Consider the following 21,458-nt stretch of genomic DNA (forward strand, 5'->3'; position numbering starts at 1 on the left):
CGCTTACTTTCCTCCGTACAAGCCTTGCAGCACAGTTTGATTTATCTGAAAGGAATGCTTTTCTTCCGGGAAAACCCGTTCTTTCACATCACGGACGTAATCGCTGAGGGCCGACTCAATCGTGCCGTCGATTTTGGCGTATTGCTTCACGAACTTCGGTGTTCTGTCCACGCCGTGGCCGACGACGTCATGATAGACAAGGACTTGGCCGTCCGCTTTTGAACCGGCTCCGATTCCGATGACAGGAATGGATACTTCTTCTTTTATTTTAGCAGTCAGTTCAGCAGGCACGCATTCAAGCACGAGCATCATCGCTCCCGCCTGCTCGCATTTGATGCTGTCTTCAATGAGCTTTTTCGCGCTTTGCTCATCTTTCCCCTGCACTTTATATCCGCCTAATACGCCGACAGACTGCGGTGTGAGGCCTAAATGGCTGACGACGGGAATTCCGCCGAGAGTCAGCGCGCGGATGGATTCGAAAACGCCGTCTCCGCCTTCAAGCTTTAACGCGTCCGCGCCGCTTTCCTGAATAATGGCCGCGGCGTTTTTCATTGTATCTTCTTTTGAAAGGTGGTAAGACATAAACGGCATGTCAGTTACGATAAACGTATTTTTCGCACCGCGTTTTACCGCTTTTGTATGGTGAATCATGTCACTGACCGTTACGCCGACTGTTGAATCGAGTCCGAGCACGACCATTCCGAGCGAATCCCCGACTAAAATCATGTCGACTCCCGCCTGTTCCGCAAGCTTTGCCTGCGGATAATCGTAAGCGGTCAGCATCACGATCGGCTCTCCATTTTCCTTCATTTTCATGAAATCCAGTTTTGTTTTCATTCTGTTTCTCCTCCTCTAAACGGTGAGGAGATGAGCCGCCAATTCTTCGCAAGCAAAAAAGCCTTCTGTAAAATAAGAAGGATTCCCACTTGTTTAACGTTCGGCGAATGTCATCCCTCTGTCCCAGTCCTTTTTGGATCAAGGCAGACTTTTCGTAATCTCTGTTCTGCTGATCAGGTGCAGTTCATTATGATACTGCCCATAGGAAGTATACCAAATTCACGAGGCTTGTACCAACTAAGATTAATTGAGCTCAATATCGGCAGAATATATCTTCTTTATGCCGTCTTTCGTTTCCAAGAGAAGAACTCCCTCATCATCAATGCCGAGCGATTTCCCGTAAAACGTCCCTTGCAGCGTTCTCGCTCTGAGCTCATTCCCCAGTCCGACCGCATAGCTTTCCCATAGCAGCTTGATCGGTGTAAAGCCGTGGTTCAAGTAATCCTGATAGCGTTTTTCAAAAGTCAGCAAAATCTCTTGTATCAGACCCGCTCTGTCAATTTTTTCGCCGGCTGCCATGCTCAGGCTCGTCGCAATGTCCTGAAGCTCGCCGGGAAAATCGGTTTCCTGCTGGTTCACGTTGATGCCGATCCCGAGAATAACCGAACGGACACGGTCTTCTTCCGCCTGCAGCTCAGTTAAAATCCCGACGGCTTTTTTGCCGTGAATCATTAAATCATTCGGCCATTTAATGGCGGGCTGTACACCTGTAAAAGCCTCGATGGCCTGTACGACCGCAACGGCAGATAACAGGGTGAGCTGCGGCGTTTTTTGCAAAGGAACGTCGGGTCTCAGAATGAGGCTCATCCAAATCCCGTTTCCCTCCTGTGAATGCCATACTCTGGCCATTCTTCCTCTGCCAGCCGTTTGTTTATCGGCGACTACGAGCGTTCCTTCCGGCGCGCCGTCATTGGCAAGTTCATGAGCGGTTTTTTGGGTGGACGGCAGGACGTCCCGGTAATGAAGCTGTTTGCCCAAAACCTCTGTTTTCAGCCCGAAACGGATTTCGGATTCACTGAGTTTCCCCGGTTTTTTAATGAGCCTGTACCCTTTTCGTCTGACCGCCTCAACCTCATAGCCCTCTTTGCGGAGCTCCTCTATATGTTTCCAAACGGCGGTTCTCGAGCAGCCGAGCGCGTCACTTATTTTCTGCCCGGAGATAAAGCCGTCACCCGCCTCAGAAAATAAATCAATTAATCGGGTTCTTAATGTTGATCCCATGATCCGAGCCACTCCTTTATGTCATGTTTTCGGTTAGGGAGCTTCCCTGCCAATACCGCTTCTTCGATCCGGCGAAGTTCTTCGGCCACCCATTTACCCGCGCGGCGGTTTCTGAGCTCCATCAGATCAGCGCCTGAAATGTCGAGGTCTCGAAGGCTTTTGATCGGCAGCTGCTCATACAGGCTCTGAACCTCTTTCAGCTTTTGTTCATCAATCGTCTTATGCTTTTTCAGCATCCCGATTTTAACGGCTGAAAACAGCGCCTCTCCCGCCCGGTACATCGCTTCCACTTCCAGCTGCACCGGATAAACGCTTATGATTTGCACCGCTTTTTTTATGACTTTTCCCGGCAGTTTCCATTGTTTTAAAAACGCCTCGGCGCTTTTCGGGCAAAGACCGAGAAGCAATAACAGCGCTGCCCAGCGTTCTTCGCGTGCATCTAAAGAAGAAAACGGAAATCCGCTTGCTTCAAGCATTTGCTGCTCATAACCGGAAAGGCCGGGCAGCTCTTGTATCAGACCTGTTTGCACCATCGTTTGAATCGCTTCTTGTGAGGAAACGCCCTGCAGCAGCTTTTCAAACTCGACGGTCTTTCGTTCTACTGATACATGTGCCAAAAGCTCCCTGTCTTTCATGATGGCCTCTCTTGTTTCTTTTTCTAACAGAAAACCGAGCTGACTCATAAAGCGGACGGCTCTCATCATCCGCAGAGCGTCTTCCCGAAAACGGTCTTCAGGGTTACCCACCGTTCGGATCAGCTTTTGTCCGATATCATGTGCGCCTCCGAAATAATCAAGCAGCTCTCCTTCGGCAGACATCGCCATCGCATTAATCGTTAAGTCTCTCCGCTTTAAGTCTTCTGATAAAGAAGTGATGAACCGCACAGCTTCAGGGCGCCGGTAATCCTTATATTCTGATTCGGCACGAAAAGTGGTGACTTCATAGGTTTCATCTTCCCACAGGACGATGACGGTGCCGTGCTCTTTTCCTACATCGACAGTCCGCTTAAAGAGACGCTCCACCTCATTCGGCGAAGCGCTGGTTGCGATGTCCACATCACCTATTTTTCGTTTCATATAGCTGTCTCTGACGGCTCCCCCGACAAAGTACGCCTGATGGCCCGCCTTCATCAGGTGATGAAGGATGGGGAGGGCATTGACAAATTCCTGTTCCATAAGATCACTCCGGTCCTGCCAATTCGTCATAAATCCGTTCATACTGACTGACGATTCTTTGCGAAGAAAAGGCGGTCTCCACCATTTTCAGCGCATGATCAGTCAATCGTTTACTGAGCTGTTTATCTTCTAAAACGGCAAGCGCTTTTTCAGATGCCGCCTGAATATCGCCGACTTCCACCAGAAAACCGCTTACTTGATCTTTAATCACTTCCGGGATTCCGCCGATATTTGTTCCGATGCACGGCACGCCGCAGGCCATCGCCTCAAGGAGGACGAGTCCGAAACTTTCTTTTTCAGACAGAAGAAGCTTAAGATCGCTAATGGAATACAGCTCTTCCACCCTGTCCTGATTTCCGAGGAGCAGCACTTGATCCTGCAGTCCGTATTTTTCAACAAGCTGCCAAGCGACGCACTTTTCCGGCCCGTCGCCGACAAGCAGGAGCTTCGCCTTTGTTTTGGCTGCGATATTACGGAAAACGCGGATGACATCTTTAACACGTTTTACCTTTCTGAAGTTCGAAACATGGATGACGACCTTTTCATCCGGCAAAATGCCATGTTTCTCTTTTATACTCTCTGTATTTTTCTTAAGATAAACACGTTCATCAATAAAGTTGTAGATGGTCTCAATTTTTTTATCCGGCTTGATTAAGTCATATGTTTCTCCAGCAAGCGCGGTTGATACCGCAGTCACTCTGTCAGACGCTTCGATGGCAAAACGGATTAAATCTTTTAATGACGGATCATATCCTAAAACGGTGATGTCTGTACCGTGAAGCGTCGTCACGATGCCGATGTCGCGCTTGAGCATCTGTTTGGCGAGATAAGCGCATACCGCATGCGGCAGCGCATAGTGCGCGTGAATGATATCAAGATTTTCCCTCGCGGCAACCTCGGCGATTTTGCTCGCCAGCGTAAGGTCATAAGGCGGATATTTAAATACCGCGTATTGGTTGACTTCCACCTCATGAAAATGAATATTCGGATGATATGTATTTAATCTGAACGGGATGCTTGATGTGATGAAATGAACCTGGTGCCCTTTTTCCGCAAGCAGCTTGCCGAGTTCCGTCGCAATAATACCCGAGCCTCCGACACTCGGGTAGCATGTAATCCCTATTTTTAATGGTCTCATTGTCCGCCCCCAAAAACATCATCATTCAAAACGGGAAGCTGTTTTGAAAAGAAGCCTTCGGCATACCCCGTCCCGGCTTCTTTGCCATACAGTCTTTCCCGCGCTTCCACCATTTCGATATAACCGTTGGTCAGCGGTGTGTTCACTGACTGCGCCGTAGGAATAAACTGGCTTTGATAGGCGTGCAGGCTTTCTTTTTTCAGATCGATGGTTTCCGTTATGTCGATTACAAAGTCCGGACGGTGAAACCCGTTGATCATATAATAGTATACGCGCTGAGCCTTATGAGCCGGCAGTTCTTGGTGATCTCTGTATTTATGAATTCCCGCCGAGAACACCGCCTCTTCGACCAAAGCCGCCGCATTGCCGTGGTCAGGATGGCGGTCTTTCGGATAAGGCATGAAAACGGTTTTCGGCCGGCAGGCTCTGATGACACTGACAATCCGGCGGATGCCGTCCTCACTTTTCAAAAGCCCGCGGTCGGGAAGCGTAAGCTGGATTCTCTCTTTTACGCCGAGAATTCGTGCCGCCTCTGCCGCTTCTTCTTTTCTTATCCCTACCGTTCCGTTGGATGATAGTTCGGCCTCGGTCAAATCGCATATCACCGCGGTTTTTCCTTGAGCCGTAAATTTTGCGATCGTGCCGCCCATACCGATCTCGACATCATCACTATGGGCGCCGAACGCCAGAATATCAACGTGTTCAGACATTCGGCTCTCCTCCGCGCACAAGATTGCGGAAATCAAATGCCCCGCCGTCCAGCGTCCGGACAAGGATTTCCGCTGTTCCCATATTTGTGGCAAGCGGGATCGCGTATACGTCACACAGCCGGATCAGCGCCGAGACATCCGGTTCGTGAGGCTGCGCAGTTAATGGATCGCGCAGAAAAATGACGAGATCCAGGGCATTTGCTGCAATCAATGCGCCGATTTGCTGATCTCCGCCGAGCGGGCCGGATTGAAAACGTTCAACAGACAATCCGGTCGATTCCTGGATTTTCAGGCCTGTCGTACCTGTCGCGTATAACTCATGATGGCTCAGTATATCTTTATATGCGGTCGTAAACTGAACCATATCCTGCTTTTTTTTATCGTGAGCAATCAAAGCAATTTTCATTTGATGTTCTCCCCCTTGCCGATTCAGTCGATAATATTTTCGAGTCCGTATACAAGCTGGTCGATTTTCATCACTTGCTCCACTGACAGCTTCACTCCTGACATAAAGGAAGCCCGGTTATAGGAGTCATGGCGCAGTTTCAGCGTCTGGCCGTCCATGCCGAACATGACTTCCTGGTGGGCGATAAGGCCCGGCAGACGCACGCTGTGAAGGCGGATGCCGTTTAATTCAGCACCGCGGGCGCCCGGCAGAATTTCTTTTTCATCAGGATGGCCCTGCTGCTTTTCTGTACGGACGCTTGAGATCATTTCCGCTGTTTTCAGCGCCGTTCCGCTCGGGGCATCCAGCTTTTGATCATGATGAAGCTCAATGATTTCTACATCTTCAAAATAGTTGGCGGCCATTTGTGAGAACTTCATCATCAGCACCGCGCCCAATGCAAAGTTCGGAGCGATGATGGCGCCGATTCCTTTCTCTTCAGTCAAGGCTTGAAGTTCCTCTAAATCGGCTTCAGAAAATCCGGTCGTTCCCACAACGGGGCGGACGCCGTGTTCAAGAGCGGCTTTCGTATGTTTTTTGCCGATTTCAGGCGTTGTCAAATCGATCAGCACATCCGGTTTTGTTTCTTGGAAACATGCGCGGATATCCGTATAAATAAGAGCGTCTGAATCAGCTGACATCACTTCCCGCAATGTTTGCTGATCGTATGTATGGTCAATGGCGCCGACAAGCTCAAAATGAGGCGTGCGGACGGCAAGTTTTACGGCCTCCTGGCCCATTCTGCCTCTCGGTCCGGCAATGACGACTTTAATGGTTTCATTTGACATGGTTTCTCCTACTTTCCTTCTTCTTTTCTAGTCCAGCGGTCTTTATCACGTGTATTAAATTTATGCATGACGCGGTTATGAGCTTCCTCCAATGAAATATCAAGGGAGTTGGCGAGGCAGATCAGGACGAACAGCACATCGCCCATTTCCTCTTCCATGCTTTTCTCATTTTCCGTCGTTTTCTTCGGCTTTTCCCCATAATAATGGTTGACTTCTCTTGCAAGTTCGCCCAGTTCTTCCGTGAGACGGGCCATCATGGCAAGCGGGCTGAAATAGCCTTCTTTGAATTGGCCGATATATTCATCGACCTCAGCTTGTAAGTCTTTCATCGTTTTGTCACTCACTGTGCGAATACCTCCTGTCATCTCTTCCATGTTAGCTAATTCAAGTACATTTGACAAATGTTAAAAACGGCAGTTTGCTGTTTTCTTTTGTATCCACTATAATATTTACGCAATCTTATGGAAGGAAAAGGGGTTTGATGCAATGCTTGGAGAAATCAGAATCAAAAACATTTGCTTTATTTTAATCGGCGCCGCTGTTTTTTCATTCGGACTGGTTCACTTTAATATGCAGAACAATTTGGCGGAAGGCGGATTTACCGGCATTACGCTGCTTTTATATGCGTTATTCCACATCAGCCCTTCTATTTCCAACCTGGTATTGAACATTCCTATCTTTTTCATCGGCTGGCGTATGCTCGGCCGGACGATGTTTGTCTATACCCTGATCGGCACCGTCTCTCTTTCTGTTTTTCTGAGTGTTTTTCAGCGCTACGAAATTCATATGCCGCTGTCCCATGATTTAGCGCTGGCCGCCTTATTCGCCGGTGTATTTATCGGCGCGGGTCTCGGCATTATTTTTAAATACGGCGGCACGACGGGCGGGGTCGATATCATCGCCAGGCTGATCAACAAATTTTTCGGAATCCCGATGGGCCGGACGATGTTTGCCTTTGACGCCTGTGTCATTTTGCTTTCTTTGTTTACGTATCTTTCTTACAAGGAAGCGATGTACACGCTTGTAGCCGTTTTTGTCGCTGCGAGATTGATTGATTTTATCCAGGAAGGCGGCTATGCCGCAAAAGGGGCAACGATTATTTCTTCGAAGAACGATTTGATTCAGCAAAAAATCATTGAAGAGATGGAGCGCGGCGTCACCGTTTTAAAAGGACAGGGATCATATACAAAAGAAGACAGGGACGTTCTTTACTGCGTCGTTCCGAAAAACGAAATTGTGCTTTTGAAAAGCGTCATCACTTCCGTTGACCCGCACGCCTTTGTTGCAGTAAGCGACGTCCATGATGTGCTCGGCGAAGGATTTACGCTTGACGAAAATAAAAATCCGATCAGACGATAATAAAAAGGCGGCTTTTGCCGCCTTTACTGTTCGTGTTTCCATTTGACAACCGGTGATTTTTTCTTTTTCAATCGGCGGGCGAATGCCGGACTGACATTGAGCGTCTGCTCGACGAAGCGCTGCGGCGTCAGTGCCAGCCATTGGTTTAAAGAGACGTCTTCGAAACGGTCGCTTTTGAAGATTTCCAGAAATCGAAGCACGGTGTCACCGGTATTCTGAACATAATGTCCCATTGCAAAAGGAACATATCCTACGTCACCCGCTTGATAGTTAAATGTCCGCGCTCTTCCTTCCGCCGCAAACACCGTCATTTTCGCTTCTCCTGAAAGATAATACTGCCACTCATCCGTATTCGGATGCCAATGCAATTCTCTCATGCCTCCGGGTTCGACCTCCACAAGAGCTGCGGCAATCGTTTTTGACACCTTAAACGTTTTTGAATCGACAATCTTTACTCTTCCCCCGCTGGTAACAAGGGGCTCCTGCCGGGAAAGCTTGTAGCTGAACGGCTCCAAAACGGTGCCTTCCGGGGAAGAAACTGCTGCCTGCTCAATAGGGGGAGGCGGTTCCAGCTGAAACATGTAACGCTCTTTCTTGTGAATGTAGGCCAAGTCATATCCGGGAACACCGAAGTTCGCCTCCAGCACGCTGCGCGGGGTATGGGCAAACCAGTCCGTTACTGAAAAGGTGCTGTTTTCTGAAAAAGAGCCGTCATCAAAGACAAGCAAAAACTCACTGCCCCGTTCCATCCCTTGAATGGAATGAGGAATGCCGGAAGGAAAATACCACAGATCCCCTTCACTTACGTTATCAATAAAATTCCGCCCATTTTGATCAACCGCAGTTAAACGGACTTCTCCGTTAATCACATATCCCCATTCGGCTTCTTTATGCCAATGAAGCTCCCGCACAGCTCCCGGTTTCAGTCTCATGTTCACCGCCGCGATGTTTTTGGATACCGGCAGTTCCCTGACAGTCACCTCTCTGGACCATCCGCCGTCTTCAAGCCTCATATGCGTATCAGAAAATGAGAATTTCAAGTTTTGAACCGTTCCTGCATCCGTTGAGGGCGGAACGAGCATGTCAGGATTCTGGAAGTCACGCGCGAGGTTTCGCGGTCCTTCGTCAGTCGCCCCTTTTCTGCCTCTGACCGGCTGCGGGAGGTGTTTTGAAGCCAATTGCTGGATGAGTTTTTTCACTGACTTAGCTCCTTTACAGCAATTTCTGTTTATTTAGACTTAGGATACTCACGCTTTTTCTCTTTCTTTTTTTCCGCTCTGTATTTTCGGTAGCCGACATATGTCAGCGCAGTAATAATGATACCGCCTGTTGTCAGAATGACCCAGAGCAGCGAAGGGTCAGCGTCATCCCGCTCCACCTTGTCAAAAACCCGCTTTAAATCCTGCTGCAGGAGCGTCAGACGCTCAAGCTTTGTTCCTTTTGTCATCTGCTGAAACCCGTCCTGCTCAATCACCTCGATATGTTTCGCCACCGTATCAAGCTGGCCGGCCGACACATCCATTGTCAGGCTGGGATAAATTAAATCATATAATGATATAAATTCATTCCACTTTTCATTGAAATTTTCACTTCCGTTTCCGCTGACATCTTCTTTTAAGGCGCTGAATGTCGCCATAATCGGTCTTTCAAGCGAACCCCACAGCGGATCGGAGTGGTCTTCCATCGCATCCATTACCAACCTGAACTGGGCGGCAGCCCGGATTTTTTCGGTATCTGAGGCGTCTGCCTGTTTCAGAACGCGCACTAAATCATTGAAACCCAGAGTCACCTGCCTGACTTCGGCGCCGCTCAGTGAGTTTACGTGTGTCATTTTTTTCTTAAAGTAGCCAAGCACTTGCAGAGCCTCATCATACTGCGAATGCCGCGTCATCTGGAAAACGGTATCCGAAAGGTCGTTCAGTTCCTTGAGACCGCCCTCATCTTCAGCTTTGGCAGTTGTGATGAAACACATAAGAGCAAGTAAAAGACAGATCGTCAGCTTTCGTTTCATAGAGGTCCCTCCCACTCCTTCTCTTTACAGAATATGAGGAGCGGGACAAGGTTAGACCAAGATTCTATCAGTGTAAGTCAAGCTTTATCCGTCTTTTGGAAATCACCAAATAGTATGCAAGGCCGAGTGAAAATATGCTCAGCCAGAATGTAGCATAGCCGATTACTTGCATATAGTCATTGAGCATTGAGTAGCGGGGCATCATGCCGAAAAGATAATCAATGACATCATTATGAAGCGTCCAAACAGCGGCAACGGCAAGATGCCATAACCGGAACCGAAAATACGGGCTGTATAAAACGCCTTGAACGGCCATGGCAAAATGTGAAGCAATCAGCATGTACCCTTCCCAAGGCATCTGCCCCATTTTGACCAGCACAAAGACATTCATTCCGACCGCCCACAGCCCGTATTTTATAAGGGTTACAAGAGCCAGCGCTTCAAACAGCGGCGCATTTCTTCCCATGAGAAAAGCCAGAAGCACGAACAGGAAGAAAAACGTCGCCGTCGGGCTGTCAGGCACAAATATCAGAAATCGGAACGGCGTGTCCGCAAGCTGCGGCACATACCAATAATAGCCGTACACCGTACCGATAAAATTAACGGCAAGAACAAGCAGAAGCATGCCGCGCAACCCTAAAAGATAAGAAATCCACCTCATACCATCAACTCTCAGTCCGTAAAAAGTATGTATCATGCAAAAAAAGCTGACATCCGGTCAGCTCTTTTCATAAAAGTATATCCTGCTATTGTCTACTTCACAATACGTTATTTCGCTGTCGTTTCAGAAATGAACTTCGCCAGCTGATCAAGCTGTTTGTCATTCCCTTTAAAAATACCGGCTGGCATCTGCCCTTTCCCTTTGACGGCAATTTTTTTAATTTCTTCCGGGCTCAGCCCGTTATCGACCAGGGACGGACCGGCGCTTCCGCCTTGAAGATTATCCCCGTGACAGGATATACAGCCTTGTTCTTTAAATACCTTATAACCGTCTGATTCAGTATCAATGGCGGCTTCTTTTTTGATTTTCCCTTGCTCCTCCGCCTTCGCCCAGTCATGCGTCGCGACTGACTGCCACGTTAAAAAGACCGTAGCGCAAAGCGCCAAAAGCATCATGCCGACCGCAACCGGACGCTTCCACGGCCTTCTTTCAGACCCCCTGTCGAGAAACGGAGCCAAAAGCAGCGACCCGAAGGCAAGACCCGGTATAATCATCGCGCCGATAACGGTGTAGCTCCCTGCGGCATATTCATATTTTAATAGCTGGTATAAAAATAGAAAATACCAATCCGGCAGCGGAATATACCCTGTATCCGTCGGGTCCGCCACCCGTTCCAAAGGCGGCTCGTGCACAATCGTTAAAACGAGAAATCCGACGAGGAAAACGGCCCCGACCATCCATTCTTTCAGCAGGAAGTTCGGCCAAAACGCCTCTGTCTTTCCAGGATACTCTGAATAGTCTTTCGGTATATTCGGTTTTTTTTCAGCCGGTATCCTTGAATCTCCTACAAACTTCATTCCTTTCCCCCGGTGCATGTCATCCCCTCCCTTTTATATCAGATTTGTATTAAAGCGGTCCTGAAATTCCCTGCTTGCGGATCATGACAAAGTGGGCGCCCATGAGCGCAAACAAAGCGGCAGGGAGAAAAAATACGTGAATCGCAAAAAATCTCGTCAGCGTTTGGGCGCCGACAATATCGTGGTGGCCGGCAAGAAGAGTTTTCACCTGCGCTCCGATCAATGGCGTCGCCTCCGCAATCTGAAGACCTACCTTTGTCGCAAACAGCGCCTTCATATCCCATGGAAGCAGATACCCTGTAAAACCGAGACCGAGCATCACAAAAAAGATCAGAACACCGACGATCCAGTTCAATTCCCGAGGCTTTTTATAAGCTCCCTGAAAGAAAACCCGCAGCGTATGTAAAAACATCATCACAATGACTAAACTTGCGCCCCAATGGTGCATACCCCTTACAATCTGCCCGAAAGCGACTTCATTCTGCAAATAATACACAGATTCCCACGCGTTTTTTATATCCGGCACATAATACATCGTTAAAAACATCCCGGACAGCACTTGGATAACGGTTACAAAAAACGTCAAACCGCCGAAACAATAGACAAAAGCCGAGAAATGGTGAGCGGGATTTACATGTTCCGGCACTTCATGGTCGGCGATATCCCGCCACATCGGCGTAATATCGAGACGTTCATCCACCCAGTCATAAATTTTATTCAGCATGTCACCCTTCCCCCCTAGGCTTTGCTTTTCCAAGATACAAAAAGCCGTCCTTTACTTTTTGCTCATAACGGTCAAGAGGCGCGAGCGGCGGCGTGCCCGGAACGTTCGTGCCGTCTTTTTCATACAGCCCGTAATGGCAGGGACAAAAGAATTTGTTCGGATTTTTAGGATCATTGTTCCAGTTTACGGTGCAGCCCAAATGTTTACAGATCGGAGAAAGCGCTATAATTTCATCACCATGCTTGTAAACCCAGGCTGACCTGGATTCTTCCGATTCGTACCAGGCGTCGACTTGATGAATTTTAAAGTCAAACCGCTTCGGCTCCTTCGTCAGCTCATCCACACTGACAACCTGCACCATTTTTTGATCTCCCGTCGGTTTTAATACCGGGTCCAGCGCAAAACGGACCATGGGCATAAGCGCACTGGCGGCCATAAATCCCCCCACGCCGGTGAGCGCATAGTTTAAAAATTGTCTTCTTGATATATCTTGTTTTCCGCCCATCTCTTCCCCCCCTAAAGATTGACCAAAAATTAACTAAAATAGAAAATAATTCAGAGATTTGACACCCTCATAATATATGAATCTTTCAGCAAGGTCAACAGAGGCAAAACGGGTGTTTTGCGGGATGTATGGAGTTTTTAAGAATTGTTCCACTTCTGTAACAAAACGTTCAAAATTCCTCCGCACTTGTCATCCGCTATTTTTCTCTTTAAAGAGTCTTTCATATGTTCAAACGGAACGGCAGGTATGTATATGACATCAGACCCTATTTCAGAATCCTTCCATTTTTCGTCTGCCGTCAGGAACAAGGCGTGCCGGAAGTTGGTCATCACCTCTTCTTTGAGTTTTTGAAGCAGGGCGATTTGTGATTGGTCTATATCAACATATGTATAAGAGGGGAATAAATATACCCGTCCCTTCAATTGGCGCTCAAGCTCTTCAGAAAGCAATTGAGTGCTTTCCCCCTGTTCAACGGCCTCTTTTAAGCCTCCTGAAGACGTTATGGAAATTAACGGAATGACAGCGGTATCAATGTAATCCACAGATTGTAAATAGGCATCGGCATCAGCGGCCCTCCATCTCATGTCTCGTTCCTCCTCTTTACGCAACAAGCCTTGCATATTCTGCAAGGCTGTCATTTATGTGAGCTGATTCAATTGGCGGGAAAGCTTTTCAAATGTTTCTTTGTCGTGGCGGTCCAGCGCCTCGTCGATATCTTTAAGCAGCTTTTCCCGCTGGAAAGTGGAAATGGCATGTTCTAATATTTTTTCAGCCATCCCCTGATCCTGTTTATTTTCAAACAGGTCTTTCGGCAGATGCGGATTTGATTCAAGAACAGCGGCATATTCCGGTGAGCTGTAGGCCGAACGGAAATTCAGCTGGATAAATAAATCCTGCTGTTTATTTAACCGGATGTCGTGAAAAGATTTTTCCGCGTCCGTGGTCATGACATTTTCTTTGTAAAACCTAAACGGCACCTCATCAACGCAATGAGTAGACATGATAATGCCTCTCGGGCAAAATTCGGCTTGTTCTACAAAATGGACTTTTTCCATTAATGAATCATGACTCATTAAATAATTTAAAATCCAGACGCACTCCCGGCGTTTAAGCTGATAATGATTTAAAAACCAACGGATAAAATCCTTTTTTTCATTGACAGAAACAGGGGTCTGCATGTAATTCCCTCCTCTATCGATCGTATAATCTGACATCACTTATACATTCAGCAAGCATGGTCCAAAATCCTGCTTATCTTAAAAATTCATCCTCTATCCGTAAGATTGTTTCTTCAAGCTCTTCGTTTGTTCCATCCATTGAAAGCACTTGTTTTAAAAGCGGCAGCGCTTCTTTCTGGAGACCCTCTTCCAATAAGAAGTGAGCGTATTCATATAAGAAATCCCGATCATCCTGATAATGGAGATACGCAGCTTCGAAGCTTTTTTTCGCTTCAGCGTATTGCTCAAGGCCTGTATAGGCACCCGCCAAATACCAATTGTATTTCGGATCTTCTTCTCCGTAGCCGCGGACTTCCTGAATCAGATCAATAATCTCTTCAAAGCTTTCTTCTTTATGATAGACGGCTAAAAGCGTATGGAGCGCTTCTACGTAACCCGGATCGAGCGCCAGCGCTTCCTGAAGAAGCTTTTTGCCTTCTTCTGCGTTGCCGAGCTTTAACGCCATTTTCGCCGCATAGAGAAAGAGCTCTTTATTGTATTCATCGTAAGTAATACCTTCTTTAGCGGTTTTTAATGCATCTTCATACATGCCTTCTGCCTCGTAGCTTTTTGCAAGCGGCATATAAAGCGATGAATAGGAAGGATCAAGCCCTTTTAAATCAGACAGCTGCTTGATGGCTGTTTTGACCATTCCCGCCTGATAGGCTGTGAACCCGTACCCGAAAATCGTATTCGGTTCTGTATGTTCTGCCGCCGCTTTTTCATACCATGAAATCGCTTCCTCAAATTCACCCGCCGCGCTCAATGACTCAGCCAGCCTCTGATGAACATTTACGCCGCCGATTTCGTGCCGTTCTTTTGCCGTCTCTTCATAGTAAGGAACGGCTTTTGCGTATGATCCCTGAGTGAAGTATAATTCCCCCAGAGCGAAATCAATAACAGGTTCATCTTGTAACATCGCTTTCGCCTGTAACAGCTTTTGCTCACTTACTTCAAATAAGCCCTGCATCTGATACAGATCAGCCATTAAAAGAAGGCTTTCCGCGTAAGACGGGTCTTCCGGAGAAATTGTCTCCAGCACCTCAAGAGCTTTTTCTTCTTTATCAATATCTATTAACAATTCGGCGTAAAAATTCGTCAGCTCAGACTCATCCGGATAAAGGTCATGCAGATCACTGATCAGCGCTAACGCTTTTTCGGCGTTTCCCCATTCATAGTAGAGCTGGGCTGCAATGGCTTTGTCTTCGTCATGAAGCTGCGTTTCAGCTTTTGAAAGCGCTTTGAGTCCCTTTTCGGTTTCACCTGCTTCAACTAATTTTATGGCTTCTTGAATCAATGTATTCAAATCAGACCGGTCCTTTCTTTTCCTATACCTCATCAACCAATGAAAAGGGTTTTTATTCGGGTTATTCTTATCATAATTCAGACAGGGCCTGCCCGCAAATAAGATGCTTCACCCGGCATTATAGTTTATCAGAAAATAGTTAAGAGGAAAACGGCAAAAAAGGGGACGGCATCTTTATACGCAGACAGCACAATTTGTTCCGGCTGTTTCTGTAACGAAAACGCATTCCCCCTTTCTGTTATTTTCTGTTTAAGACAAGCTATGTCAATGCCCAAGATTTTATGACACATGAAGAAAAAAGCCCGAAGAATCGTCTTCAGGCTTTTTTGGCTAATTGATCTAAATGCTCAAAAAATGTCGGATATGAGACATGGATCGCCTCAGTATCACGGATATCAATCGGCTCTTCTGTCAGGCATGAAGCGATACCGAGCATCATGCCGATGCGGTGGTCGCCGTGGCTTGACACATCGGCTCCGCCCGCAAGCGTTTTTTTGCCGTGTATTTTCATGCCGTCTTCAGTCGGTTCAATGTCTGCGCCGATTTTCCGGAGCTCTGATACGACGGTGTCGATCCGGTTCGTTTCCTTCACCTTCAGCTCCGCAGCGTCTTTAATGACAGTTGTGCCTTCAGCCTGCGTTGCCAAAAGGGCGATAATCGGGATCTCGTCAATTAACCGGGGAATGATTTCTCCGCCGATTTCTGCCGCTTTCAGATCTGAAGTTTCAATAACCAGGTCTCCGTAAGGCTCCGCGCTGTCCGCTTCTGAAGGAATCACTTCAAGTGAAGCTCCCATTTGCTTTAAGACATCAATCATTCCCGTGCGTGTCGGGTTCAGGCCTACATTTTTCAGCACAATCCGGCTTCCGGGAACGACAGCGCCTGCCGCGAGGAAAAAGGCCGCTGAAGAAATATCGCCGGGCACGAAAATATCAGCTCCCCGGAGCTTCTGACCGCCCGTTACGGAAGCGCTCGTCTCCGTTTCCGCAAGCTCGGCGCCAAAAGCGTTCAGCATCCGTTCCGTATGGTCTCTTGATTTATGAGGCTCAGTGACGGTCGTCGTCCCTTCAGCCTGCAATCCGGCAAGCAGCACGGCGGATTTGATCTGCGCGCTTGCAACAGGGGAGACGTAATCAATGCCTTTCAATTGTCCGCCTCTTACGGATAAAGGCGTAAATCCTCCGTCCGCTCTTCCGTCAATCGCGGCTCCCATCTGTTTTAAAGGCTCCGTCACCCTCTTCATCGGGCGCTTTGCAATACTTTCGTCGCCCGCTACCGTACTGTGAAATGGGCGTCCGGCTAAAATGCCGAGCATCAGGCGGATGGTCGTGCCGGAATTTCCGACATCAAGAAGGCTGTCAGGCTCACAAAGTGCGTCAATGCCCTTCCCGTATATCGTTACATCACTTCCGTTTTGTTCAATGGAGACACCCATTTTTCTGAAGCAGGCAATGGTGCTCAGACAATCGGCTCCGGGCAAAAAGTTTTTTACCGTTGTCGTTCCTTCCGCGAGCGCTCCGAACATAACAGAACGGTGGGAGATGGATTTATCCCCCGGAATATGAATTTCACCGTTTAAAGACGTCACTTTTTCTCTTTTCAATGTTTTCCACCTCAGTCAGCGTAAAATGTGTCATATTTGGCGCGGGATTGAATGCAGGTTTCCGCGCGCTTCCGGTCATCATCAGTCTGGAAACTGATTCTGAGAATTCCGTTAATATCTTCTCTTGTTTCGATAATGCGGATGTTGGTGATACTGATTTTTTCTTCTGCCAATATCGCCGTAATTTCCGAAATGACCCCCGGATGATCGGGAACATCGACATAAAGGTCATAAAAGGACGGGATCGCTCCTTTTTGACGGAGCGGCAGACCGTCGCGATAATCTTTCGCTTTTTTAAAATATCCGAACAGGCTGTCCGCATCTTCATTTTCTACATAAGATTCGATCGTGTCAATCTCCCGTTTCCATTCTTTGAAGCGGTCAAGCAGTTTATCTTTGTTATGAAGAAGTATGTCCCTCCACATCGCCGGACTGCTTGAGGCGATCCTGGTGATGTCCCGAAAACCGCCGGCTGCGAAACGTTTCAAAAACGGATAATCTTCTTCAGCATGATGAGCCTGATGTACGAGGCTTGCAGCAACGATATGAGGGAAATGGCTGATGACGCTCGTTACGCCGTCATGCTCCTCTGGGGTCATCTCCACAAAGTGGGCGTTTGCCGCTTTCAAGAGTTCCTTCAGATGCATTACTGACTCTTTAGAAGTTGATTTTCCGGGTGTTAGAATGTAAAACGCATTTTCGAATAAAAATTCTTTCGCGGCAGCGGCCCCGGATTTATGAGATCCCGCCATCGGATGGCCGCCGACAAATTGATAGTGAGCCGGGAGCACTTTGTCGGCGTAGCTGACGACTTTCTGTTTCGTGCTGCCCACATCCGTAATCAGGAGTTCATGGGTGATGTCTGATGCGGCCAGCACATCGAGCATTTTCAGCGTTTGGGCGACAGGCGTGGCGATAATGACAACAGACGCTTGCTGCACACCTTCCGTAAATGAACCGGCCCGTTCGTCAATAATTCCGAGCTTCAGCGCGGCAGTGAGCTGTTCTTCCGAAATATCCACACCGATAATCCGTTTATGCGGATGCTCCTTTTTGATGGCCAATGCGATCGATCCGCCGATCAGCCCGATCCCCGCAAGCAATATAGTATCCTTCATTTCACTCATTTCCTTTTTCAACTATTTTAATAGAGCAAAGAGGTGATGCTTGATCACCTCTTATAATATTTCAGCTAAAATTGTGAGAATTTCCTCATTCTGCTCTTTCGTACCGACCGTAATCCTTAACGCTGTCGGAAATCCGAGCGCCTGTCCTGAGCGGACGATATATCCTTTTTCCAACAGGGCTTGGAACAGTTCATCCGCCGGGCGGTTAAAATCAATGAGCACAAAGTTGGTTTGTGAAGGATAACAAGTTAATCCGTGAGTTTCCGCAAAATCATAATACTGCTTAAGGCCTGCTTTATTTTTCTCGACGCATTCCTGAATAAATGTCTGGTCATCAAGCGCTGCCAGTGCCGAAGCCTGACCGATTCTGCTCGTATTGAATGGCTCTCTCGCCGGTTCAATCTGGCGGATCAGCGCTTCGTCCGCAATGCCGTATCCGACGCGCAGCGCGGCAAGTCCGTACGCTTTAGAGAAGGTGCGGAGGATCATGACATTCGCATATTGCTTTAAAAGCGGAATGCTTTCTGGGTAATCTTCCGCCGTGACATACTCGTAGTACGCTTCATCAAGTACAACGAGTATATGCTCGGGAACTCTGTTTAAAAAGGCGATTAGCTCTTGCTCAGAAGTATATGTCCCCGTCGGATTATTGGGGTTGCATACCCATATGACTTTCGTCTTGCCGTCAATTGCTTCCAGCATCCGATCCAAATCATGAGCGCCGTCACTGCGGAGCGGCACCTCGCGCACCTCAGCGCCTTCAATCACCGCATTGTGTCTGTATTGCGGGAAAGTCGGGGCGGCGGTAATCGTGTTTGCCTGATCATTTAATAAAGAACGGCAGATAATCTGCACAAGCTCATCAGAGCCGTTGCCGAAAATGATAGAAGATTCACTGACCTGCAGATGCTCACTGAGCCGCGTTCTCAAAGCGGCACTGTAACCGTCGGGATACAGCGCAAGCTGCTCAATCTCCTGATGCAGCGCATCTTTAGCGGCCTGTGAACAGCCGAACGGATTTTCGTTAGAAGCGAGTTTTACTACTTTCTCAAGCCCGTATTCCATTTTCACTTCTTCTATTGGTTTGCCCGGCTGATACGGTTTCAGCTGCCGCAGCTGTTCTTTAATCTGCAAATCCAGTCACCTCATTTTACACTGTACAGTCGTCCGAACGTCTTTGCGTATTCTTCAAATTCAAGAAGCGCATCAGCTCTTGTTCCGGGATTCACAAGCTTTGTTTTAAGCTCTTCAACTTTTTTGACAAGCGCGCTGCCGACAACGACACCGTCAGATATTTCATTCATCCCGTCAACCTGTTTGCGGTTTGAAATGCCAAAACCGACCGCCACCGGAACAGAGCTGAATTCTTTCACCTTACGTATGAAAGAGTATACAGACGGATCGAATTCGCTGCGTACGCCCGTCACTCCTAAAGAGGATACACAATACACAAAGCCGCTGGCCTGTTCAGTAATTATTTTCAAACGGTCTTCACTTGTCGGCGCAACCAGTGAGATATAAGCGATGTTCTCCTTTTTGCATGTCATTTGCAAAAGGGCGCTTTCCTCTAATGGAAGGTCGGGTACAAGCAGACCGTCTATGTCGTTTTCCCGCAGTAAAGCGAAAAAGTATTCTTTTTCTAATTGTAACACAGGATTATAATACGTAAAGAGGATAATTGGAATATGAACGCCGTTTTTTTTCATTTTGCCGCCAAGTTCAATTGCTTTTACGATATTCATTCCGTTTTCCAGAGCCCGTTTTGAAGCCCGTTGTATGACGGGTCCGTCCGCAAGCGGATCTGTGTAAGGAACGCCGATTTCAAGGGCAGAAGCGCCTGCATTCTGCAATGATATTGCCAGCTCAACAGAAATGTCAGGAAGCGGATCGCCAGCTGTAATAAAAGGGATAAATAATTTTTCAGAATCTCGCAGATTAAACATGTGTCTCCACCCCCTTTTCCAAAACATTCATCAGCGTATGAACATCTTTATCTCCTCTTCCCGACAAACTGACGAGAATGATTTTGTCTTTATCCATGTCTTTTGCCATTTCAAACGCTTTTGCCAGAGCGTGGGCAGATTCAATAGCCGGAAGAATACCTTCTGTTTCAGAAAGCAGACGTAACGCGGCAATCGCTTCATCGTCTGTCACGCTTTCGTACGTTACACGGCCGCTTTTATGCAGATAGGCGTGCTCAGGGCCGATCCCCGGGTAATCAAGGCCTGCTGAAATAGAATACGGTTCGATAATCTGCCCGTATTGATCTTGTATTAAATAGGTCATTGAACCGTGAATCACCCCGAGCGTCCCTTTTGCGATCGTTGCCGCATGCAGCGGTGTATCAATTCCTTTTCCGGCAGCCTCGGCGCCGATCAGCTCAGTATCTTCGTCTAAAAAGGCCTGAAAAATGCCCATCGCATTGCTTCCGCCGCCGACACATGCAACAACCTTATCCGGGAGCGTTCCTTCAACCCGGCGGAGCTGCTCTTTCGCTTCCTCGCCGATGATTTTCTGAAATTCGCGAACGATATACGGATATGGATGCGGACCCACTACAGAACCGATAAGATAGAAATGATCTTCACAATGCTGGACCCAATACCTGATTGCCTCATTCGTCGCATCTTTCAGCGTGCCGTTTCCGCTTGTGACCGGCACCACTTCCGCGCCGAGCAGTTTCATCCGGAATACGTTCAGCGACTGGCGCGCAACGTCTTCTTCACCCATAAAAACCGTACACTTAAAGCCGAATTTTGCGGCGGCTGTCGCGGCAGCCACACCGTGCTGTCCCGCACCGGTTTCGGCGATGATTTTCGTTTTGCCCATCTTTTTGGCAAGCAGAATCTGACCTAACGCGTTGTTAATTTTATGAGAGCCGGTATGGTTTAAATCTTCTCTTTTCAGATAGATTTTCGCCCCTCCCAAATACTCTGACACCCTGTCTGCGAACGTTAATGCGGTCGGTCTTCCGGAGTAATCAAACAATAGCTTTTTATATTCGGCATGGAAAACGGGATCATTCTTTAATTCTGTGAAAGCCGTTTCGATTTCCTCAAGGGGCCGCATCAATGTTTCAGGGACAAATTTGCCGCCGAATTCGCCGTATCTTCCGATTTCATTTGGATATGGATACATAGTGATTCATCCTTTCTTCTAAAAGCCGGATCAGTGTTTGATCCTTTTGTCCGTTTTTTTCAATTCCGCTGGCAAGATCTATACCGCACGGACGCGATCTCAGTAAGCCTGTAATCGTTCCAGGATTAACGCCGCCCGCGATAAAACAGCGCTTGTTTGCATTTTGAGCCTGCTTTCGGTACAAGGGGACACGGGCCCATGAAAACGCGATTCCCGTGCCGCCTCTCATTCCTTTTACTGAAGAATCAATGACATAGCCGTCGACAGCAGGTGCAAATTGAGTCATCTGACGAAGCGTCCCTTCCCCGTGATGGAGCGCTTTCCATATCTCCGAGCGCACAACCGGGCGGAGGCGGCGGGCATCCTCAGGCGATTCATCACCGTGAAGCTGGATGGCGTCAAGTGCCAGATCAGAGGCGATTTGCGCAATGTTTTCTATCGTTTCATTTACAAATACTCCGACATGTTTCTTGTCTGTCCGAACCTGCTCTTTCCATTTCCGGACCTCATCCGGCGTTACTCTCCGTTTGCTTGCGGCAAAAATAAATCCCAGATAGTCCGCTTCTGAAGCTGCCGCAAGTTCGTAATCACGCTTCGATCGTATTCCGCAGTACTTTAACTCAGGCTTTTTCATAT

General features: G+C 47.9%; 24 protein-coding genes. 1 reads left to right on the top strand and 23 read right to left on the bottom strand.

Annotation, left to right across the window (positions count from 1 at the left end):
• Positions 1-3: 3 nt before the first annotated feature.
• The 8 genes from panB to OTK50_RS06215 all read right to left on the bottom strand — a co-directional run bounded on the left by panB (position 4) and on the right by OTK50_RS06215 (position 6,658).
• Positions 4-837: a 3-methyl-2-oxobutanoate hydroxymethyltransferase gene (gene panB / locus OTK50_RS06180; protein ID WP_007612211.1), complete on the bottom strand. Its 834-nt coding sequence runs from the start codon at positions 835-837 to the stop codon at positions 4-6.
• A gap of 243 nt (positions 838-1,080) precedes the next feature.
• Entirely contained in the window at positions 1,081-2,058 is a 978-nt protein-coding gene (locus tag OTK50_RS06185) for a bifunctional biotin--[acetyl-CoA-carboxylase] synthetase/biotin operon repressor (RefSeq protein WP_045208030.1), read from the bottom strand.
• Complete coding sequence (locus OTK50_RS06190; RefSeq protein ID WP_224223635.1) at positions 2,043-3,233, bottom strand: CCA tRNA nucleotidyltransferase; 1,191 nt, start codon at positions 3,231-3,233, stop codon at positions 2,043-2,045. The genes OTK50_RS06185 and OTK50_RS06190 overlap by 16 nt, the downstream gene beginning before the upstream one ends.
• A 4-nt stretch (positions 3,234-3,237) precedes the next feature.
• Positions 3,238-4,371 (bottom strand): N-acetyl-alpha-D-glucosaminyl L-malate synthase BshA, encoded by a 1,134-nt coding sequence (gene bshA, locus OTK50_RS06195; protein WP_015240093.1) that lies wholly within the window; start codon positions 4,369-4,371, stop codon positions 3,238-3,240.
• Positions 4,368-5,081 (bottom strand): bacillithiol biosynthesis deacetylase BshB1, encoded by a 714-nt coding sequence (gene bshB1, locus OTK50_RS06200; RefSeq protein WP_003153501.1) that lies wholly within the window; start codon positions 5,079-5,081, stop codon positions 4,368-4,370. Before bshB1 ends, bshA begins: the two co-directional genes overlap by 4 nt.
• On the bottom strand, positions 5,074-5,487 hold the full coding sequence (mgsA, locus tag OTK50_RS06205; RefSeq protein ID WP_064115553.1) for a methylglyoxal synthase: 414 nt from the start codon (positions 5,485-5,487) through the stop codon (positions 5,074-5,076). Before mgsA ends, bshB1 begins: the two co-directional genes overlap by 8 nt.
• Positions 5,488-5,510: 23 nt before the next feature.
• Positions 5,511-6,314, bottom strand: a complete 804-nt coding sequence (dapB, locus tag OTK50_RS06210) for a 4-hydroxy-tetrahydrodipicolinate reductase (RefSeq protein WP_003153497.1) — start codon at positions 6,312-6,314, stop codon at positions 5,511-5,513.
• A gap of 8 nt (positions 6,315-6,322) precedes the next feature.
• The gene (locus OTK50_RS06215; RefSeq protein ID WP_003153495.1) at positions 6,323-6,658 is read right to left on the bottom strand and encodes a nucleotide pyrophosphohydrolase; all 336 of its coding nucleotides are present in this window, start codon (positions 6,656-6,658) and stop codon (positions 6,323-6,325) included.
• A 142-nt stretch (positions 6,659-6,800) separates the two neighbouring features.
• On the opposite strand from OTK50_RS06215, the gene OTK50_RS06220 reads away from it, so the two are divergent.
• Positions 6,801-7,673 carry a YitT family protein gene (locus OTK50_RS06220; protein ID WP_003153493.1) on the top strand — a complete coding sequence of 291 codons (873 nt, stop codon included), beginning with the start codon at positions 6,801-6,803 and terminating at the stop codon, positions 7,671-7,673.
• Between the two features lie 23 nt (positions 7,674-7,696).
• On the opposite strand, the gene OTK50_RS06225 is transcribed toward OTK50_RS06220, so the two are convergent.
• The 15 genes from OTK50_RS06225 to OTK50_RS06295 form a co-directional block, all read right to left on the bottom strand.
• Entirely contained in the window at positions 7,697-8,872 is a 1,176-nt protein-coding gene (locus OTK50_RS06225; protein WP_101669897.1) for an oxalate decarboxylase family bicupin, read from the bottom strand.
• Between the two features lie 29 nt (positions 8,873-8,901).
• Positions 8,902-9,684: a sporulation protein YpjB gene (gene ypjB / locus OTK50_RS06230; RefSeq protein ID WP_007612217.1), complete on the bottom strand. Its 783-nt coding sequence runs from the start codon at positions 9,682-9,684 to the stop codon at positions 8,902-8,904.
• Between the two features lie 67 nt (positions 9,685-9,751).
• Positions 9,752-10,345 (bottom strand): DUF1405 domain-containing protein, encoded by a 594-nt coding sequence (locus OTK50_RS06235; protein ID WP_045208040.1) that lies wholly within the window; start codon positions 10,343-10,345, stop codon positions 9,752-9,754.
• Positions 10,346-10,452: 107 nt separating this feature from the next.
• Entirely contained in the window at positions 10,453-11,220 is a 768-nt protein-coding gene (locus tag OTK50_RS06240) for a menaquinol-cytochrome c reductase cytochrome b/c subunit (protein ID WP_007409471.1), read from the bottom strand.
• 31 nt (positions 11,221-11,251) lie between these two features.
• Positions 11,252-11,926 (bottom strand): menaquinol-cytochrome c reductase cytochrome b subunit, encoded by a 675-nt coding sequence (gene qcrB, locus OTK50_RS06245; protein ID WP_003153485.1) that lies wholly within the window; start codon positions 11,924-11,926, stop codon positions 11,252-11,254.
• A gap of 1 nt (position 11,927) precedes the next feature.
• The gene (locus OTK50_RS06250; protein ID WP_003153484.1) at positions 11,928-12,431 is read right to left on the bottom strand and encodes a ubiquinol-cytochrome c reductase iron-sulfur subunit; all 504 of its coding nucleotides are present in this window, start codon (positions 12,429-12,431) and stop codon (positions 11,928-11,930) included.
• A 137-nt stretch (positions 12,432-12,568) separates the two neighbouring features.
• Positions 12,569-13,015 (bottom strand): YpiF family protein, encoded by a 447-nt coding sequence (locus OTK50_RS06255; RefSeq protein WP_224223636.1) that lies wholly within the window; start codon positions 13,013-13,015, stop codon positions 12,569-12,571.
• A 54-nt stretch (positions 13,016-13,069) separates the two neighbouring features.
• Positions 13,070-13,609 carry a ReoY family proteolytic degradation factor gene (locus tag OTK50_RS06260; RefSeq protein ID WP_003153482.1) on the bottom strand — a complete coding sequence of 180 codons (540 nt, stop codon included), beginning with the start codon at positions 13,607-13,609 and terminating at the stop codon, positions 13,070-13,072.
• Positions 13,610-13,682: 73 nt separating this feature from the next.
• Positions 13,683-14,954: a tetratricopeptide repeat protein gene (locus tag OTK50_RS06265; protein WP_130570863.1), complete on the bottom strand. Its 1,272-nt coding sequence runs from the start codon at positions 14,952-14,954 to the stop codon at positions 13,683-13,685.
• A 316-nt stretch (positions 14,955-15,270) separates the two neighbouring features.
• Positions 15,271-16,557 (bottom strand): 3-phosphoshikimate 1-carboxyvinyltransferase, encoded by a 1,287-nt coding sequence (gene aroA / locus OTK50_RS06270; protein WP_065180552.1) that lies wholly within the window; start codon positions 16,555-16,557, stop codon positions 15,271-15,273.
• A gap of 11 nt (positions 16,558-16,568) precedes the next feature.
• Positions 16,569-17,684 carry a prephenate dehydrogenase gene (locus tag OTK50_RS06275; RefSeq protein WP_041482260.1) on the bottom strand — a complete coding sequence of 372 codons (1,116 nt, stop codon included), beginning with the start codon at positions 17,682-17,684 and terminating at the stop codon, positions 16,569-16,571.
• Positions 17,685-17,735: 51 nt separating this feature from the next.
• On the bottom strand, positions 17,736-18,818 hold the full coding sequence (gene hisC, locus OTK50_RS06280) for a histidinol-phosphate transaminase (RefSeq protein WP_007612228.1): 1,083 nt from the start codon (positions 18,816-18,818) through the stop codon (positions 17,736-17,738).
• An 11-nt stretch (positions 18,819-18,829) separates the two neighbouring features.
• A complete protein-coding gene (gene trpA / locus OTK50_RS06285; RefSeq protein WP_014418254.1) occupies positions 18,830-19,627 on the bottom strand; it encodes a tryptophan synthase subunit alpha in 798 nt (265 codons plus the stop codon).
• The gene (gene trpB, locus OTK50_RS06290) at positions 19,620-20,822 is read right to left on the bottom strand and encodes a tryptophan synthase subunit beta (protein ID WP_224223637.1); all 1,203 of its coding nucleotides are present in this window, start codon (positions 20,820-20,822) and stop codon (positions 19,620-19,622) included. Before trpB ends, trpA begins: the two co-directional genes overlap by 8 nt.
• Positions 20,803-21,456, bottom strand: a complete 654-nt coding sequence (locus tag OTK50_RS06295; RefSeq protein WP_044802150.1) for a phosphoribosylanthranilate isomerase — start codon at positions 21,454-21,456, stop codon at positions 20,803-20,805. Before OTK50_RS06295 ends, trpB begins: the two co-directional genes overlap by 20 nt.
• Positions 21,457-21,458 lie beyond the last annotated feature (2 nt).

It is taken from the genome of Bacillus sp. NEAU-CP5 (assembly GCF_026420705.1).
Taxonomy (GTDB): domain Bacteria; phylum Bacillota; class Bacilli; order Bacillales; family Bacillaceae; genus Bacillus; species Bacillus velezensis.